The 15,379-nt window shown below is 74.7% G+C and carries 15 protein-coding genes and 1 pseudogene; 6 read left to right on the forward strand and 10 right to left on the reverse strand.

Annotated features, from left to right (window positions below; genetic code table 11):
* Positions 1-40 precede the first annotated feature (40 nt).
* The gene (locus IF73_RS41205) at positions 41-439 is read left to right on the forward strand and encodes a hypothetical protein (protein WP_031012392.1); all 399 of its coding nucleotides are present in this window, start codon (positions 41-43) and stop codon (positions 437-439) included.
* 124 nt (positions 440-563) lie between these two features.
* Positions 564-1,763 (forward strand): nitric oxide synthase oxygenase, encoded by a 1,200-nt coding sequence (locus tag IF73_RS0126560; protein ID WP_031012394.1) that lies wholly within the window; start codon positions 564-566, stop codon positions 1,761-1,763.
* Between the two features lie 18 nt (positions 1,764-1,781).
* Here IF73_RS0126560 and IF73_RS0126565 read toward each other — a convergent pair whose 3' ends face one another.
* Both IF73_RS0126565 and IF73_RS0126570 read right to left on the reverse strand, forming a co-directional pair.
* Positions 1,782-2,336 (reverse strand): hypothetical protein, encoded by a 555-nt coding sequence (locus IF73_RS0126565; protein WP_234338348.1) that lies wholly within the window; start codon positions 2,334-2,336, stop codon positions 1,782-1,784.
* Between the two features lie 107 nt (positions 2,337-2,443).
* Entirely contained in the window at positions 2,444-2,926 is a 483-nt protein-coding gene (locus IF73_RS0126570; RefSeq protein WP_051717329.1) for a DUF1707 SHOCT-like domain-containing protein, read from the reverse strand.
* 53 nt (positions 2,927-2,979) lie between these two features.
* Here IF73_RS0126570 and IF73_RS0126575 point away from each other — a divergent pair, with 53 nt between their 5' ends.
* A complete protein-coding gene (locus tag IF73_RS0126575) occupies positions 2,980-3,549 on the forward strand; it encodes a TetR/AcrR family transcriptional regulator (RefSeq protein ID WP_031012400.1) in 570 nt (189 codons plus the stop codon).
* Positions 3,550-3,568: 19 nt separating this feature from the next.
* Here IF73_RS0126575 and IF73_RS0126580 read toward each other — a convergent pair whose 3' ends face one another.
* The 6 genes from IF73_RS0126580 to IF73_RS0126605 form a co-directional block, all read right to left on the reverse strand.
* Positions 3,569-4,186 carry a TOPRIM nucleotidyl transferase/hydrolase domain-containing protein gene (locus IF73_RS0126580; RefSeq protein WP_031012402.1) on the reverse strand — a complete coding sequence of 206 codons (618 nt, stop codon included), beginning with the start codon at positions 4,184-4,186 and terminating at the stop codon, positions 3,569-3,571.
* 73 nt (positions 4,187-4,259) lie between these two features.
* Positions 4,260-4,748: a hypothetical protein gene (locus tag IF73_RS0126585; RefSeq protein WP_031012404.1), complete on the reverse strand. Its 489-nt coding sequence runs from the start codon at positions 4,746-4,748 to the stop codon at positions 4,260-4,262.
* Positions 4,749-4,828: 80 nt separating this feature from the next.
* Entirely contained in the window at positions 4,829-5,800 is a 972-nt protein-coding gene (locus tag IF73_RS0126590; protein WP_031012406.1) for a TIGR03557 family F420-dependent LLM class oxidoreductase, read from the reverse strand.
* A 92-nt stretch (positions 5,801-5,892) separates the two neighbouring features.
* Positions 5,893-6,165: a hypothetical protein gene (locus IF73_RS0126595; RefSeq protein WP_031012408.1), complete on the reverse strand. Its 273-nt coding sequence runs from the start codon at positions 6,163-6,165 to the stop codon at positions 5,893-5,895.
* Positions 6,166-6,351: 186 nt separating this feature from the next.
* Positions 6,352-8,184, reverse strand: coding sequence for an ABC transporter ATP-binding protein (locus IF73_RS0126600; protein ID WP_078868271.1), 1,833 nt, complete (start codon positions 8,182-8,184; stop codon positions 6,352-6,354).
* Between the two features lie 130 nt (positions 8,185-8,314).
* Entirely contained in the window at positions 8,315-9,127 is an 813-nt protein-coding gene (locus tag IF73_RS0126605; RefSeq protein WP_031012414.1) for an alpha/beta fold hydrolase, read from the reverse strand.
* 280 nt (positions 9,128-9,407) lie between these two features.
* Here IF73_RS0126605 and IF73_RS0126610 point away from each other — a divergent pair, with 280 nt between their 5' ends.
* Positions 9,408-10,448 carry an amidinotransferase gene (locus tag IF73_RS0126610; RefSeq protein ID WP_078868274.1) on the forward strand — a complete coding sequence of 347 codons (1,041 nt, stop codon included), beginning with the start codon at positions 9,408-9,410 and terminating at the stop codon, positions 10,446-10,448.
* Positions 10,449-10,599: 151 nt separating this feature from the next.
* Entirely contained in the window at positions 10,600-12,789 is a 2,190-nt protein-coding gene (gene katG, locus IF73_RS0126615; protein ID WP_031012417.1) for a catalase/peroxidase HPI, read from the forward strand.
* Between the two features lie 105 nt (positions 12,790-12,894).
* On the opposite strand, the gene IF73_RS0126620 is transcribed toward katG, so the two are convergent.
* A complete protein-coding gene (locus tag IF73_RS0126620) occupies positions 12,895-13,194 on the reverse strand; it encodes a hypothetical protein (protein ID WP_031012419.1) in 300 nt (99 codons plus the stop codon).
* A 156-nt stretch (positions 13,195-13,350) separates the two neighbouring features.
* Between IF73_RS0126620 and IF73_RS0126625 the strand changes: the two genes are divergently transcribed.
* Positions 13,351-14,586, forward strand: a complete 1,236-nt coding sequence (locus tag IF73_RS0126625; protein WP_051717331.1) for an ROK family transcriptional regulator — start codon at positions 13,351-13,353, stop codon at positions 14,584-14,586.
* A 7-nt stretch (positions 14,587-14,593) separates the two neighbouring features.
* Here IF73_RS0126625 and IF73_RS0126630 read toward each other — a convergent pair.
* Positions 14,594-15,379: pseudogene (locus IF73_RS0126630) on the reverse strand (resistance protein); the annotation flags it as partial.

Below are 15,379 nucleotides of genomic sequence, written 5' to 3' on the forward strand. Positions count from 1 at the left end.
GGCCGGGTGGGGAGGATCTTCGTCGTGCTAAGAAGGCCGGATGACGCTCACACAGGGCCGGCGGGTGCGCCTCGCGGTCGATCTGAGGGTGGCCGGGACGGTCACGGTGGCCGGCGACCCGGCCGAGGAGCCGGCGGCGGTGGCCGGGGCGCTGCTGGTCGGGGCGGGGACGGAGGGGGTCGTCGAGCGGGTCGACGAGCCGGAGGAGTCCCGGCCGGACCCCGAGGCGGCGGAGTACGAGCGCCTGGTCTCGCTGCTCGACGCGTTCGGCGCCCAGATGCCGCCGGCGAGCCGGGAGCGGGCGGAGGAGCAGGCGCGGGCGCTGGAGCCGGCGTGGGAGGCGTACCGGAACCGGCGGCCGGTCGTCACGGCGCGGGTCCGGCTGGACGGCGGGCTGGTCCTGGAGCGGGTCCACGCCTCCGTGCTGACCGTCGTCTGAGGCGCGTCCCGGCCGGCGGAGCCGGGCACCATAGCAGGACGGACCGTCCTTCCTGACGAAGTTCGAACACTCTCCACAGTCGGACGAATCCGTACGGTAGTCATGGGGCCAGGGAGGAAACACCTTGGTCTTCAGTCTGATCCGTCGCCGCGCGGCCGCCCCCGCCGGCGCCGCATGCCCCTACTCGGCCGCCGCCGCGGCCCCCGCCGTCGTCCCGCCGCCGGCCGTTCCGCGCGAGCCGGAGCGGGTGGACCGGCGGCAGGCGGAGGAGTTCGTCCGGCAGTTCCACGACGAGTCCCCGGGCGCGGGGGACGCGGACGCCCGGGTCCGCCGGGTGCGGGCCGAGATCGCCCGTACCGGCACCTACGAGCACACGCCCGAGGAGCTGGCCTACGGCGCCCGGGTCGCCTGGCGCAACGCGGCCCGGTGCATCGGACGGCTCTACTGGAGCAGTCTCGTCGTGCGGGACCTGCGCGGGGTGTCGTCCGCCGACGGCATCGCGGCCGCCTGCGCCGAGCACCTGCGGGCGGCGGAGAACGGCGGGCGGATCCGCCCGGTCCTCACCGTCTTCGCCCCGGACCGGCCCGGCCGCCCCGCGCCCCGGATCGTCAACGACCAGCTGGTCCGGTACGCGGGCCACCGCACTCCGTCCGGCCGCTGGATCGGCGATCCGCGCGCGGCGGCGACCACGGCGCTCGCCCGCGAACTGGGCTGGAAGCGGGAGGAGGAGCCCTTCCAGGTGCTGCCGCTGATGGTGCGGGAGCGGCCCGACGCCCGCCCGGAGTGGTACGAGCTGCCGGACGGCGCCGTGCGGGAGGTGCCGCTGCGCCACCCCGAGCACGCCTGGTTCGCGGGGCTCGGGCTGCGCTGGTACGCGGTGCCGGCGATCAGCGACATGGTCCTGGAGATCGGCGGGGTGCGGTATCCGGCGGCGCCGTTCAACGGCTGGTACATGGGCACCGAGATAGGCGCCCGGAACCTGGCCGACGCGGACCGGTACGACCTGCTGCCGCTGGTCGCGGAGAAACTGGGCCTGGACCGCTCCTCGGAGCGGACGCTGTGGCGGGACCGGGCGCTGGTGGAGCTGAACGTGGCGGTGCTGCACTCCTTCCAGGAGGCCGGGGTGACCATGGCGGACCACCACACCGAGTCCGAGCGGTTCCTGAAGCACATCGCGCGGGAGCGGCGGCACGGCCGGGCGACGCCGGCCGACTGGAGCTGGATCGTCCCGCCCCTGTCGGGCGCGGCCACGCCGGTCTTCCACCGCTACTACGACCCGGTCGACCCGTCGCTGCGCCCGGCGTTCGTCCCCCGGCAGGGGTAGGCCGGGAGGGGGACGGGGTCAGTACCGTCCGCCGCCCGTACGGTTCCCGCGGCCGCCCCGGCGGGGGCGGCGGCCCTGGCGGGGGCCTTCGGAGTCGGTGGCGCCGCCGGCGGCCTCCGGCGAGGAGAACAGCACCGGGACGGCCGGACCGGAGGCGGCCTGGGCCGCGGTCCGCGGCTCGGGCACGCGCTCCGGTCTCCGGGTCTCGGCGGGGCTCGCCGCCCGCGCCACGATCCGGGCGTGGGTGATCAGCGGGGCGCACGCCTCGCAGATCTCGGCGAGCGTCCAGACCTCGCCGACGGCCGGGTTGTGGATGAGGACGAGCAGGGTGCGGCCGGAGCACAGGGCCCGGGCCTGGTGGTGGCGGCAGCCGGCTCCGCCGCAGGCGCACGAGGCGTTCGGCCGCGGGGTCGCCAGCCGGGCGTGGGCCCGCACGTGCTCGGCGGCGAAGGCGCGCAGCGCGCGCACGTCCTTGGAGCGGTCCGGCATGCGGCAGCCCGCGGTGGTGCAGCTGACCCGCGCCGAGTGGTCGTGGTGGCCGGTGAGGCGAATCGTCCAGGTCCTGCCTGGCACACGGGATCCGAGTGGCATGCTCAACGCACACAAGTCCGTTCGGGAGAGGAGGCGTTCGGTCTCTGTTTACCCCGAAGACCGGGGCTCGACGCGTCCTCCCCGGCGTGTCAGACGGTGTCGTCACCCTTCCCGTCCCGTGGCCGCAGGGCCGCGGCGCCGAGGACCGCCGCCCAGATGGCGAGCGGGGTCACCGGCCAGTAGAACCTCAGCTCGCCGTCGCTGACGCAGCTGACCCCCCAGATCACGGTCATGACCAGGAGGCCGCCCAGCCAGTGGCGCCACTCCGCGTACCACTCGGCGCGCTCCTCGCGCTCGCGCTCCTCGCGGCCGGGCACGGGTGCGGGCAGGTCGGCGGTGAGGACCTCGAGTTCGCCGGCGGTACGGGCGCGCAGGGCGGCCTCGACGCGGGCGGCGTGCTCGTGCGGCTGGAGCCGTCCCTCGGCGAGGGCGGCGGCGAGGATGTCGACGGCGGCGTCGCGCTCCCGGTCGGAGACGCGCCGTTCGGAGGGGCGCGACTCCGGACCGCGTTTCTCCGGGGCGGCGTCCCGCTTCCGCAGCGGGTCGGCGGGGCGGTCGGGCTGGTGGTCCATGTGCTCCCCCATTCGTTAGAATACGACCGTATCCTAAAGTGCGGAGCGTGACGATGCCCAGGACCGTCGACCGGTCGGAACAGCGCCGCCAGATCGGCGCGGCCCTGCTGCGCCTGGCCGGCGAGGAAGGGCTCGACCAGGTGAGCGTGCGGACGGTGGCGGCGGCGAGCGGCCGCTCCCCCGGCGCGGTCCAGAAGTACTTCCGCAGCAAGGAGGAGCTGCTCCTGTTCGCCTCCGAGCTGGCCGGGGAGCGGATCGAGCGGCGGATGGGCACGGTCGACCCGGCGCTGCCGCTGCGGTCGGCGCTGCGCGAACTGATCCTGGCCACCCTGCCACTGGACCAGGAGCGCCGCGCCGAGGCGGCCGCGCAGCTGGCCTTCGCGGTCCACGCCGCGCACCACCCCCGGCTGGCCGAGGTCCGGCAGCGCGTCGACCAGGCGCTCCGCGACGCCCTCACCCACCGGCTCGCCGACGCCGGCAGCCCGCTGCCCGGGCCGGCCGCCGACGCCCTCATCGCCGTCTCCGACGGCCTGGCGCTGCGCCTGCTGTACTCGCCCGACGAGGCCCCACCCCTGCTCGCCGCGCTCGACCGGGCCCTCGAAGCCCTGGCGCCGGCCGGCTGACCCTCCGGGCGCCCACCGCTCAGAGGGAGGCCAGCAGGCCGTCCAGCGGGGCCGGTACGCGGGCGAGGTCGAGGGCCTCGACCAGCACGCGTCCGTAGCGGATCTTCCGGCCCGAGGTGGTGCCGAGGAAGCGGCGCATCCGCAGCAGCGGGCTGCGGTCGCGCTGGGCGGGCTGGTTCAGGAAGGTGCGCAGGGCACGCCCCTCGCCCTCGGCGTCGACCAGCTCGCCGACCCGGTCCACGCCGAGGGCGCGGATCAGCTCGTCCTCCAGGTCGGCGACGCAGACGAAGAAGGCGTCCGGGTCGGCCCCGGCGGCGGCCAGGCCGCGCGCGTAGTGGGAGCGTTCGGCGTCGTCGCAGAGGCCGGTGAGGCGCAGCCCGAGGCCGGACGGGCCGAGCAGGCGGGCGTGGCGGGCGGCGTTGGTGGCCCCGTTCATGGACAGCACGCAGACGCCCTCGGCGGCGAGGTCACGGCCGCGGCGTTCGGCCAGCGCCTCGACGGCCGCGACGTCGCTGCGGCCTTCGAGGAGCACCACGGTGCGGACGGGGAGGCGGGCGGCGAGGTCGCGCGCGGCGTCGCCGGGTCCGCCGGCCGCCCAGGCGGCGACCTCGGCCCGGAAGGCGTCCATGTCGGTCATGACAGGAGTCTCGGCGCTCGGCGGCCGGGACGGTACCGGTTTTCGGGGCGCGACGGCGCGGCTCCCCGCCGGGTCAGTAGCGCAGGGCGGTGGGGACCGAGGCGGTGACGGTGCCGGAGAGCTTGTGGGTGCTGCGGGCGGTGCCGTCGCCCGGTTTGCCGGCCGGCACGTCGGAGATGGTGACGACGACCGTGTCGACCAGCTTGCCGTCGCCGTCCTTGAACTCCACCTGCACCGCGAACGAGCGGGTCTTGTCGTCGGTGTTGTTCACGGTGACCGGGACGGTGGTGCGGCCGTCGGCGTCGGTGCCGGGGTCGCCGAGCGTCACCGCGTCCTTGGCGTCGACGCCGTCCTTGACCTCGGACAGCTGCTGCTTGGCCTGGTCGGCGGCCTTCCGGGCGGCGTCCGAGAGTCCCTCGGCGGCGGACTCGACCGCGGAGGCGGCCTCGCTGACCGCCCCCGAGACGGGGTTGTCGACCTCGTCCGAGCAGGCCGCCGTGCCCATCAGGACGGCTCCCGCCAGCAGGCCGCCGGCGGCGCCCCGTACCCAGCGTCCGGTCATGTCGTGGTCTCCCTCGGCTCGCATGCGGTCGTCGGCCCCAGTCAACGGCAGCGCCCGGCGACCCGCATCCCGGGGGCGTGTCACACGGCGTCGCCCCGCAGGGCGGGCAGCAGGGTGGTGCGGGCCCATTCCAGGAAGGGGCCCTGGTGGGCGCCGCCGATCTGGACGAGCGCGAGGTCGGTGAAGCCTGCCTCGCGGTAGGCGTCGGCGGCCTTCACCACCGCGCCGGGGTCGTCGCCGCAGGGGATCGCTTCGGCCACGTCCTCGGGTTCGATGTGGGCGGACGCCTGGGCGAAGCTCGCCGGCAGCGGCAGCTCGGGGTTGACCCGCCAGCCGCCGAGCGCCCAGCGGAACTGCTCGTACGCGCGGGCGACGGCGGCGTCGCGGTCGGTGTCGTAGCAGAGGGCGAGCTGTCCGATCCTGGGCTTGCCCGCGCCGCCGTGGCGGTCGAAGTCCTCGGTCAGCTCCCGGCGCGGTTCGACGGCGACGAGGAGGTCGGCGCGGCGGCCGGCGAGCGCGCTGGAGCGGGGGCCGGAGGCGGCGATGCCGATCGGCGGCGGCCGGTCGGGCAGGTCCCAGAGGCGGGCGGCGGTCACGTCGAAGTGCCGCCCGTGGTGGTTCACGTACTCCCCGGTGAAGAGGGCGCGGATGATGTCCACGGCCTCCTCCAGGCGCTCCAGGCGGACGCGGGCGGTGGGCCAGCCCGTGCCGGTGACGTGCTCGTTGAGGTTCTCGCCGGAGCCGAGGCCCAGCCGGAAGCGGCCCTCGGAGAGGAGCTGGAGCGTCGCCGCCTTCTGCGCGACGACGGCCGGGTGGTAGCGGAAGGTCGGGCAGGTCACGAAGGTCATCAGCGGGATGCGGGAGGTGGCCTGGGCCGCGGCGCCGAGCACGCTCCACGCGTACGGGGCGTGTCCCTGGGCATCGAGCCAGGGGAAGGAGTGGTCGGAGATCACGGAGAAGTCGAAACCGACGCGTTCGGCCTCGACCACGTGGTCGACCAGCTCACGCGGGCCCGCCTGCTCGGTCATCATCGTGTAGCCGAAGTTCGTCATGCGCGGCGCCTTGCCGGGGGCGCCGGTTCGTAAACGGGTTCCGGCCGGCGGGCGGCGGAGAGCCCCCGGCGGCGGGCCGCCGGGGGCTCGGGTCACTCCTGGAGGGGTGTCGCGGCGACCGTGACGGGGCCGACGACGGTGAGGGGTATCCGGACGTTCTCGCAGAAGCGGCGCACCTTGGACAGCACGCTGAGCGAGGCGGGGGTGGGGTCGGCGGTGGAGAGCTGGACCCGGACGTGCCGGGGCCGGTGGGCGTGGGCCAGTGCCTGGGCCTCCAGGTCGGCCGCGGAGCGGCTGGTGTGGGCGAGGTCGCCGGGGAGCGACAGGTGCAGGACGCCTTCCTCGAAGGCGTGGCCGATGAGCATGACCGCCTCCTTCCGTCGTACGCCGTCCCACCGCCCGGAGGCGGCGGGACGGACGGTTTCCGTCAAGGCGTTGTGCCGGCACGCAAGCACCAGGCTGGCAGACGCGGACCGTGTCCGCACCCGCACCGCCCGCAGCCACCGGACCGGCGGGGCGGGCGAACCCGCTGGTCGGGGCGGGTCCGCGGGTCAGTGGGACACGGTGGCCTCCGGTCCGGTCCGGCCGGTCGGGGTGTCGTCGAGGAAGCCGCCCGACTGGTGCTGCCAGAGCTTGGCGTACGCGCCGTCGGCGGCGAGGAGTTCGTGGTGGTCGCCCTGCTCGACGATCCGGCCGCGGTCGAGGACGACGAGCCGGTCCATGCCGGCGACGGTGGAGAGCCGGTGGGCCACGACGAGCGCGGTCCGGCCCTCCATGAGGCGCCACAGCGCGTCCTGGACGAGGAGTTCGCTCTCGGAGTCGAGGGCGCTGGTCGCCTCGTCGAGGAGGAGGATCGGCGCGTCGCGGAGGATCGCCCGGGCGAGCGCGACGCGCTGCCGCTGCCCGCCGGAGAGCTTCACCCCGCGCTCCCCGACCAGGGTGTCGAAGCCGTCGGGCAGCGCGTCGGCGAACTCGGTGACGTGGGCGGCCTCGGCGGCCCGGCGGATCTCGGCGTCGGTGGCCCCGGGGCGCGCGAAGGCGATGTTCTCCCTGAGGGTGCGGTGGAACATCGCCGGATCCTGCGGTACGGAGGCGATGAGGCCGCGGAGGTCGGACTGGCGCATGCGGCTGATGTCCTGACCGCCGATCAGGATCCGGCCGCCGTCGACGTCGGTCATCCGCAGCAGCAGCCGGGTGAGGGTGGTCTTGCCGCCGCCGGAGCGGCCGACGAAGCCGACCTTGGTGCCGCCGGGCACGTCCAGGTCGAGCCCCTCGAACAGCGGCTTCGCGCCCCGGTGGGCGAAGTGCACTCCCTCGAAGCGGACGTGTCCGGCCGGGCCGGCGAGCGGCTCGGGGGCGGGCGGGTCCACGACGGTCGGCGGTTCGAGGAGGAGTTCGGTGAACTGGGCGGCCTCCGTCATGGAGCTCTCCAGCCGCCGGTAGATCTGGTTGAACTCGAACATGATGCGGGTGGCGTTGGCGTAGTACGTGAACGCCACGATGATCGCCTCCACGCCTTGCTCCCCCGCCCCGAGCATCAGGGCGAGCACCAGCCCGAGGACGTTGGTGACGACGGAGAGCGGCGCGACGAGGGTGTCGATGCGCAGGTTGCCGTAGTCCCAGGAGCGCAGGGTGATCCGGCGCGACTCCGCGACGCGGGACCGGTGTTCGACGGCCTCCCGCTCCTCGGCGGCGAAGGAGCGGACGGTGTCCATGTTCATCAGCACGTCGGCGACGTGCCCCGACACCCGGGCGATAGCCTCCTCGCGCTCGGCGACGATGACCTGCCGGCGGCGGATCAGCGGCACCACGCACACGGCGGTGAGCGCGATCATGACCAGCAGGCCGACGACGAGCAGCGGGTCGTACTGCCACAGCACGACCGAGGCGAACAGGAGCGGGACGAGGCTGCCCATGATCTGGAAGGTCAGGGTGTCGACGAAGTCCTCGAAGCGGGAGGCGAAGCTGATGACCCGCTTGGTGAGGGAGCCCGCGAAGTTGTCGTGGAAGAACGCCGCGTCCTTGGCGAAGAGTTCGTCCATGCCGACGACGTAGAGGTGCTCGATGCCGCGGGCGTCGAGCCGGTTGAGGCAGTGGAGTCCGACCCGCCACAGCGCCTCGCCGAGGAGCAGCACGGCGGCGAAGGCGAGGGCGTAGGGCAGGACCGAGTCGAGGGTGGTGGGGCCGCCGTCGGCGACCCGGCCGACGAGCTTGGCGACCACGAGGGGCGCGAGGTAGTTGATGCCGATGTTCCCGAGGGCCGGGAGCAGCAGCGCGGGCACGGCCACCCGTCGCAGCCGCAGCAGTTCTCCCCCGTAATGGCGGAGCGCGAGGCGGACGGGGCCTTCGCCCGGCCCGCCGCCGCGTTGTTCTGACGTTCCCATCACGACCTTCCGTCGTCGTTCCGACACATACGGTGACGGAGTGTGGCGGAGGACGGACCGGGCGGTCCACGGATTTTCCGGGCGACCCGGGAGCGGACGGGCCGCGTGCGGGGGGCGCGGGCCGCGGGGCTCAGCCGCGCAGCGCGGCGGTGAAGGCGGCGAGCTCGCGCACGACCCGGTCCGGGTCCTCCCAGTACACGACGTGCCCGGCGCCCTCGTGGACGAGGAACCGGGAGTCGGGGATCGCGTCGAGGATCAGCTGCTGGTCCGAACGGGTGAGCACCGGGTCGCGGTCGCCCCAGACGACGAGGGTCGGGACGAGGATCCCGGTGAGCGTGGCCGCGAGGTCGGTCTCCAGGAGTCCGCGCAGGACCTCGCGCCAGACCCGGGCCGGGGCCTTCAGGCTCTCGTCGACGATGGTCTCCAGGAAGCCGGGCGCCACCCGGCCGGCGAGCCCGCGGGTGAACTCGGCGGCGAAGGCGCGGTCCACCGGGTCCCGCAGGGCCTGGACGGTCTCCCACAGGCCGGTGACGCCGGGCTTGTCCGCGAGCAGGGCCGGGACGCCGAGGAGGACGAGCCCGGCGACCCGGTCGGGCCGCCGGCCGGCGACGATCCGGGCCTGGACCCCGCCGCTGGAGCCGCCGACGAGGACGGCCCGCTCGATGCCGAGGTGGTCGAGGAAGGCGACGAGGTCGTCGGCGAAGTCCTCCGGGAGGTACCCCTCCGCCGGCTTGTCCGCGTCGCCGTGGCCGCGCTGGGTCGGCGCGTAGGCGTGCAGGGCGGACGGCATGGCCCGCAGCATCGGCTCGAAGGTCCACCAGGAGTCGGCGTAGCCGTGGACGAGGACGAGCGGCGGCCCGCTCCCTGGACGCCCGGCCTCCGCGTAGGGGAGCGTCGGGCGCCCGTCGCCGAGGACGGCGCGGTGCACGGCGACGGCGGCCATCGGCGCCCTCCTGTCTCTCCCGACCCAGCGTAGGAACGCTTGCCCTGGCCCTCAACACGGGACCGGCCCCGGCAGGCATGCGGCGGGCCGTTCCGGGGCAGCCGCGCTGTGCGCCCGGCACCCGATGCCGCGCCGCCGCCCCCAGGAGGCAGCCGTGACGCCCTTCCGGATCCGCTCCAGGGAACTTCCCCCGCCCGGACCGCCGGCCACCCCGCCGACGGTCTCCCCCGCCGGCACCGTCGAGGGCTCGCCGGTCCGCTCGTACACCGAGTGGGATCCCCTGGAGGAGGTCGTGGTGGGCCGGGTCGACGGCGCCACGATCCCCTCCCGCCATCCGGCGGTCCAGTGCAACCTCCCGCCGTGGGCGGCCCGGCTCCAGGGTGCCGCCGCCGGGTTCCGCTACCCGCGGGCGCTCGTCGGGAGGGCCGAGGAGGAGGTCGAGGGCTTCGTCGCCCTCCTGGAGTCCCTCGGGGTGACGGTCCGGCGGCCGGACCCCGTCCCCCACCGGCGGCGGTTCGCCACCCCGGAGTGGTCCTCCCGCGGCTTCAGCAGCGCCTGCCCCCGGGACGGCCTGCTCGTCGTCGGCGACGAGATCATCGAGACCCCCATGGCGTGGCCCTGCCGGTACTTCGAGACGCACGCGTACCGCAGGCTGTTGAAGGAGTACTTCCGCCGCGGGGCCCGCTGGACGGCGGCGCCCCGGCCGCAGCTGACGGACGAGCTCTTCGACCCGTCGTACCGGGTGCCCGGGCCCGACGAGCCGGTGCGTCACCTGGTGACGGAGTTCGAGCCGGTGTTCGACGCCGCCGACTTCGTCCGGGCGGGACGGGACCTGTTCGTGACGCGCAGCAACGTCACCAACCGCATGGGCATCGACTGGCTGCGCCGGCACCTGGGTCCGGAGTACCGCATCCACGAGATCGAGAGCCGCTGCCGGACCCCGATGCACATCGACACCACGTTCCTGCCGCTCGCCCCGGGCCGTGCCCTGGTGAACCCGGAGTACGTCGACCCCGACCGGCTGCCGCCGGTGCTGGACTCCTGGGAGATCCTGACGGCGCCCGAGCCCGACCCCCTGCCGGAACGGCTGCTGCGGCTCACGTCGATGTGCGGCACCTGGCTGAGCATGAACGTGCTGATGCTGGACGAGACGAGGGTCGTCGCGGAACGGCACCACACGCGGACCCTGCGCGCCCTGGAAAGCTGGGGATTCGAGCCGGTCCCCTGCGACCTCATGCATTACGCGCCGTTCGGCGGCTCCTTCCACTGCGCCACGCTCGACGTCCGGCGGAAAGGCCCGGAACCGCCCGGTGCCTTGTGATGCCTTTTCGGTCCGCTTTCTTCCGGGCCGCCGTGCCCTGCGTGTTCACATGGCCGCGAGGACGCGCGTGCGCGACCATACGGACGCGCCGTCGTGCGGAATTCCGGCCGGCGGCGGGAAAGACAGCGAGCACACAGGAAGAAGGCCGTACGTGACCGGCAGCGAGAGCGAGAACCCGGCAATCTCCTCCCCCACCCCCAAGGACACCCGGCCCCGGACCAACCGGGACTGGTGGCCGAACCAGCTGGACCTCTCCGTACTCCATCGGAACGATCCGCAGGCCGACCCCCTCGACAAGGACTTCGACTACGCGAAGGAGTTCGCGGGCCTCGACGTCGAGGCGCTGAAGCGGGACGTCATCGCCCTGATGACGGATTCGCAGGAATGGTGGCCCGCCGACTACGGCCACTACGGTCCTTTCTTCATCCGGATGAGCTGGCACGCGGCGGGCACCTACCGCATCGCCGACGGCCGGGGCGGCGGCGGAAGCGGCGCGCAGCGATTCGCGCCGCTGAACAGCTGGCCGGACAACGCGAGCCTGGACAAGGCGCGCCGTCTTCTCTGGCCGGTCAAGCAGAAGTACGGACAGAAGATCTCCTGGGCCGATCTTCTGGTCTTCGCCGGTAACTGCGCGATGGAATCCATGGGATTCAGGACCTTCGGTTTCGGATTCGGCCGCGAGGACATCTGGGAGCCGGAGGAGATCTTCTGGGGCCCCGAGGACACCTGGCTGGGCGACGAGCGCTACGCCGGCGACCGGGAGCTGACGGGGCCGCTCGGGGCGGTCCAGATGGGCCTCATCTACGTCAACCCGGAGGGCCCGAACGGGAACCCCGACCCGCTGGCCGCCGCCCGCGACATCCGGGAGACCTTCGGCCGGATGGCGATGAACGACGAGGAGACCGTCGCGCTCATCGTCGGCGGCCACACCTTCGGCAAGTGCCACGGGGCCGTGAGCCCCGAGTTCATCGGCCCGGAGCCGGAGGCGGCGCCGATCGAGCAGATGGGCCTCGGCTGGAAGAACGCGTCCGGCACGGGCGTCGGCGGCGACGCCCTCACCAGCGGTCTGGAGGGCGCCTGGACGAACCAGCCGACCCGGTGGGACAACGGCTACCTCGACAACCTCTTCCGGTACGAGTGGGAGCTGACCACCAGCCCCGCCGGCGCGCAGCAGTGGAAGCCCACCGACCCGGCCGCCCAGGACACCGTCCCGGACGCGCACGACCCGTCGAAGCGGCACGCGCCGATGATGCTGACGACCGATCTGTCGCTGCGGATGGACCCGGTGTACGAGCCGATCGCCCGCCGCTTCCACGAGAACCCGGAGCAGCTCGCGGAGGCGTACGCCAAAGCCTGGTACAAGCTGCTGCACCGCGACATGGGGCCGCTGTCGCGGTACCTCGGCCCGTGGATCCCGGAGCCGCAGCTGTGGCAGGACCCGGTGCCGCCGGTCGACCACGGGCTGGTCTCGGACGAGGACATCGCCGCCCTCAAGGAGCGGATCCTCTCCTCGGGGCTGAGCGTGCCCCAGCTGGTCACCACCGCCTGGGCGTCGGCGGCGAGCTTCCGGGGCACCGACAAGCGGGGCGGCGCCAACGGGGCGCGGATCCGGCTCGCGCCGCAGAAGGACTGGGCGGTCAACGACCTGCCGGAGGTGGCCGAGACGCTCAGCACCCTGGAGACGATCCAGCGGGAGTTCGCGGCCGGCCGGAGCGACGACACCCGGATCTCGCTGGCCGACCTGATCGTGCTGGGCGGCTGCGCGGCGGTCGAGCGGGCCGCGACGGACGCCGGGCACCCGGTGACCGTGCCGTTCGCGCCCGGTCGCACGGACGCCTCCCAGGAGCAGACCGACGTGGAGTCGTTCGCGGTCCTCGAACCGCGCGCCGACGGCTTCCGCAACTACGTGCGGCCGGGCGAGAAGCTGTCGCCGGAGACGCTGCTGCTCGACCGGGCCGCCATGCTGACGCTGACGGCTCCGGAGATGACGGCGCTGATCGGCGGCATGCGGGCGCTCGACACCGGGCACGGCGGGGTGCGCCACGGCGTGTTCACCGACCGTCCGGGCAGCCTGACCACCGACTTCTTCGTCAACGTGCTGGACATGGGGACGGAGTGGAAGGTCTCGGAGTCCGACGAGAACGTCTACGAGGGCCGGGACCGGGCCACCGGCGAGCTGAGGTGGACGGGCACCGCCGTGGACCTGGTCTTCGGCTCCCACGCCCAGCTGCGGGCCCTGTCGGAGGTGTACGCCGCCCGGGACGCGGGCGCGAAGTTCGTCCGCGACTTCGTCGCCGCCTGGTCGAAGGTGATGGAGCTGGACCGCTTCGACCTGCGCTGAGGCACGCCGCCCGCGCCGGGTCCGTCCGGGCACGGGCCGGCGCCCGGACGGTCGTGCTGCGGCCGTCCGGGCGCCGGAGTCCTGCGGAGTGCGGTGGAGGTGACGTCAGGTGGAGATCTCGGGGAGCAGCCCGGTGACCGGCGCGGCCTGGTCGGTGAGCTGGTGGAGCTGGTGGAGTTCGTTGATCCGGCTCAGCCCGCCGAGCTGCTCGCCGACGCCGGGGTAGGTGGCGCGGGCCTCCTCCGTCATGCCGGTGGTGGCGAGGTTGTCGAGTTCGGCGATGGGGCTGATCGGCGGTCCGAGCGGGCTCGCGGGGGCCGCGACGGCCTGTGTGGCGGCACCGCCGAGGCAGGAGAACGCGGCGGCGACGGCGAGGACCGAGGAGATGCGTCGAGGTGAGGTCACACCCTCACAACGGAACGTTCCGCCGGGGGACACGCGGCGGGCCGCGGCGTCCTCCGAACGGGCCACCGCTCCCCCGGCCGCCGGACCGGCCCACCGGCCGGGGACCGCGCTGTAGGCTGGCCGCCCGAACCAGGCCGACCCGCGTGCGGAGGGCAGTTGACCGAGCTCGTGCGCGGCACCCCCGGACTCGTACGGGCGGTCAACGACCGCGCCGCCCTCCATCTGCTGCTCCGTCAGGGGCCGCTCACCCGCCCCGAGATCAGCCGGCTCACCGGCCTGTCCAAGCCGACCGCCTCGCAGGTCCTGGCGCGCCTCGAAGGCGCGGGTCTGGTGGTGGGCAACGGGCTGCGCACCGGGCTGCCGGGCCGGGTGCCGGAGACGTACCGGGTCAATCCGGCGGCGGCCTACGCGACGGCCGTGGACGTGACGCCGGAGTGGATCGCGGTGCGGGCCGCGGACATCACCGGCACGGTGCTCGGCGAGGCGGAGGCGCCCGCGCCGGCCGGGGGCGGCCGGGAGGCGCTGGTGGCGGCGCTGCGCGGGGCGCTGGCCCGGGTGCCGACGCCGGAGCCGCCGAGGCGGGTGGTGGTCGGGGTGCAGGGCGCGGTGGACCCGACGACCGGCCGGCTCGCCCACGCCAGCGAGGAGGACATGGCGGCCTGGTTCTTCCCGGACGTGGAGCGGACGCTCGGCGCGGAGCTCGGGGTGCCGGTCCGGATCGAGAACGACGTCAATCTCGCGGCGGTCGCCGAGCGGACGCACGCGGCGGCCGGCTGCCCCGACTTCGTCCTGCTGTGGGCGGACGAGGGCCTGGGCGCGGCGCTCGTCCTGGACGGGCGGCTGCACCGCGGCCACTTCGGCGGCGCGGGCGAGGTCGGCTATCTGCCGCTGCCCGGCGCGCCGACCGCCCGCGAGGCCGGCGGCCCCTACGGGCGCCACGGCTACCAGGAGCTGGCGGGCGGGGACGCCGTACGGGAGCTGCTGCACGCGCACGGGGTGCCGGGCGCGGACTTCGCGGAGGCGGTCACGGAGGCGGTGCGCCGGGCCGGGTACGGGGCGGACGCGCCGCCCGTGGGCGAGGAGGCCGAGGCGGCGCGGGCCGGGCTCGGGCGGGTGGCGGCCCGGCTCGCGGCCGGTCTCGCGTCGATCGTCACCGTCGTGGACCCCGGGCTCGTCGTCCTCGCGGGCCGGCTCTGCGCGGCGGGCGGTGAGCCGCTGCGCGCGCTGGTCGAGCGCGAGCTGCGGGTCCTCGCCCACTCCCGGGCCCGGATCCGGCTGTCGGGGGTGCCCGGGAACCCGGTGCTGGCGGGGGCGCTCGACCTGGCGCTGACGGCCGCCCGCGAGGAGGTCTTCGGCGGGCCGCCGCCGGTCGGCGGCGGCCCGGTCCTCTGACGCCGGCTCAGCGGCGGGGGAACCAGCCCTTGCGGTCGGGTGCCGCGGCGGGCGCCTGCCAGGGGCTCGCGGGGACGGCCCCGGGGAAGAGGGGGCCCGTGCGCGGCTGCACCCGCTTGAGGCGGGCGGTCCACGGTCCGTCCGCCATCTCGAACTGGACGACGAGCGGGCCCTCGGGCAGCGGCACCTTCTCGCGCCGCCGGCCGATCTCGTTGACCACGTTCTCGTCGCGCGGGAGCACGGCGGGGTCCTCGTGCCCGGCCAGTTCGAAGACGTTGACGATGAGGTTGTCGTCGCCCCGGTAGTGGATCGCGAGGTCGGCGACGCCCCCGGTGTGCAGCACCACGTCGGGGCCCCGGAACTCCGCCTCCTGCTCGGTCAGCCGCCGGGCCGAGGCGAGCGGCACGACCTCCACCCGCCACGAGCCCTCGGCCTCCAGCCGGAGCCGCAGGGTGCCGCTGGCGGGGACGGTGGTGAGCACCCGGCCGAAGTAGCGGTCCTCGGTGCTGTTGACCAGGTTGTCCGTCTCCTTGTTGCGCTTGTCGAGGACGTTCAGACCCGTGTAGCCCGCGTGGGGCACGTCCAGCTGGACGATGACGGGGCCGGGCGGCAGCCCGTCCACCGTGATCACGTCGTTGTCGCGTCCGGTCTCGACGTACGGGGCGAACACCGGCCCGTACGCCCACACGTCGTCCTGGGCGGGCGCCACGGGCGGTACGTATGCGGCGGGCGCGGGAGCGGCAGGCGCCGGCGCGGGCGGCGGGGGCGCGAAGCCCGGTGCGGGGGCCGGGGC

This window comes from Streptomyces sp. NRRL F-5727 (assembly GCF_000719555.1).
Classification (GTDB): Bacteria; Actinomycetota; Actinomycetes; order Streptomycetales; family Streptomycetaceae; genus Streptomyces.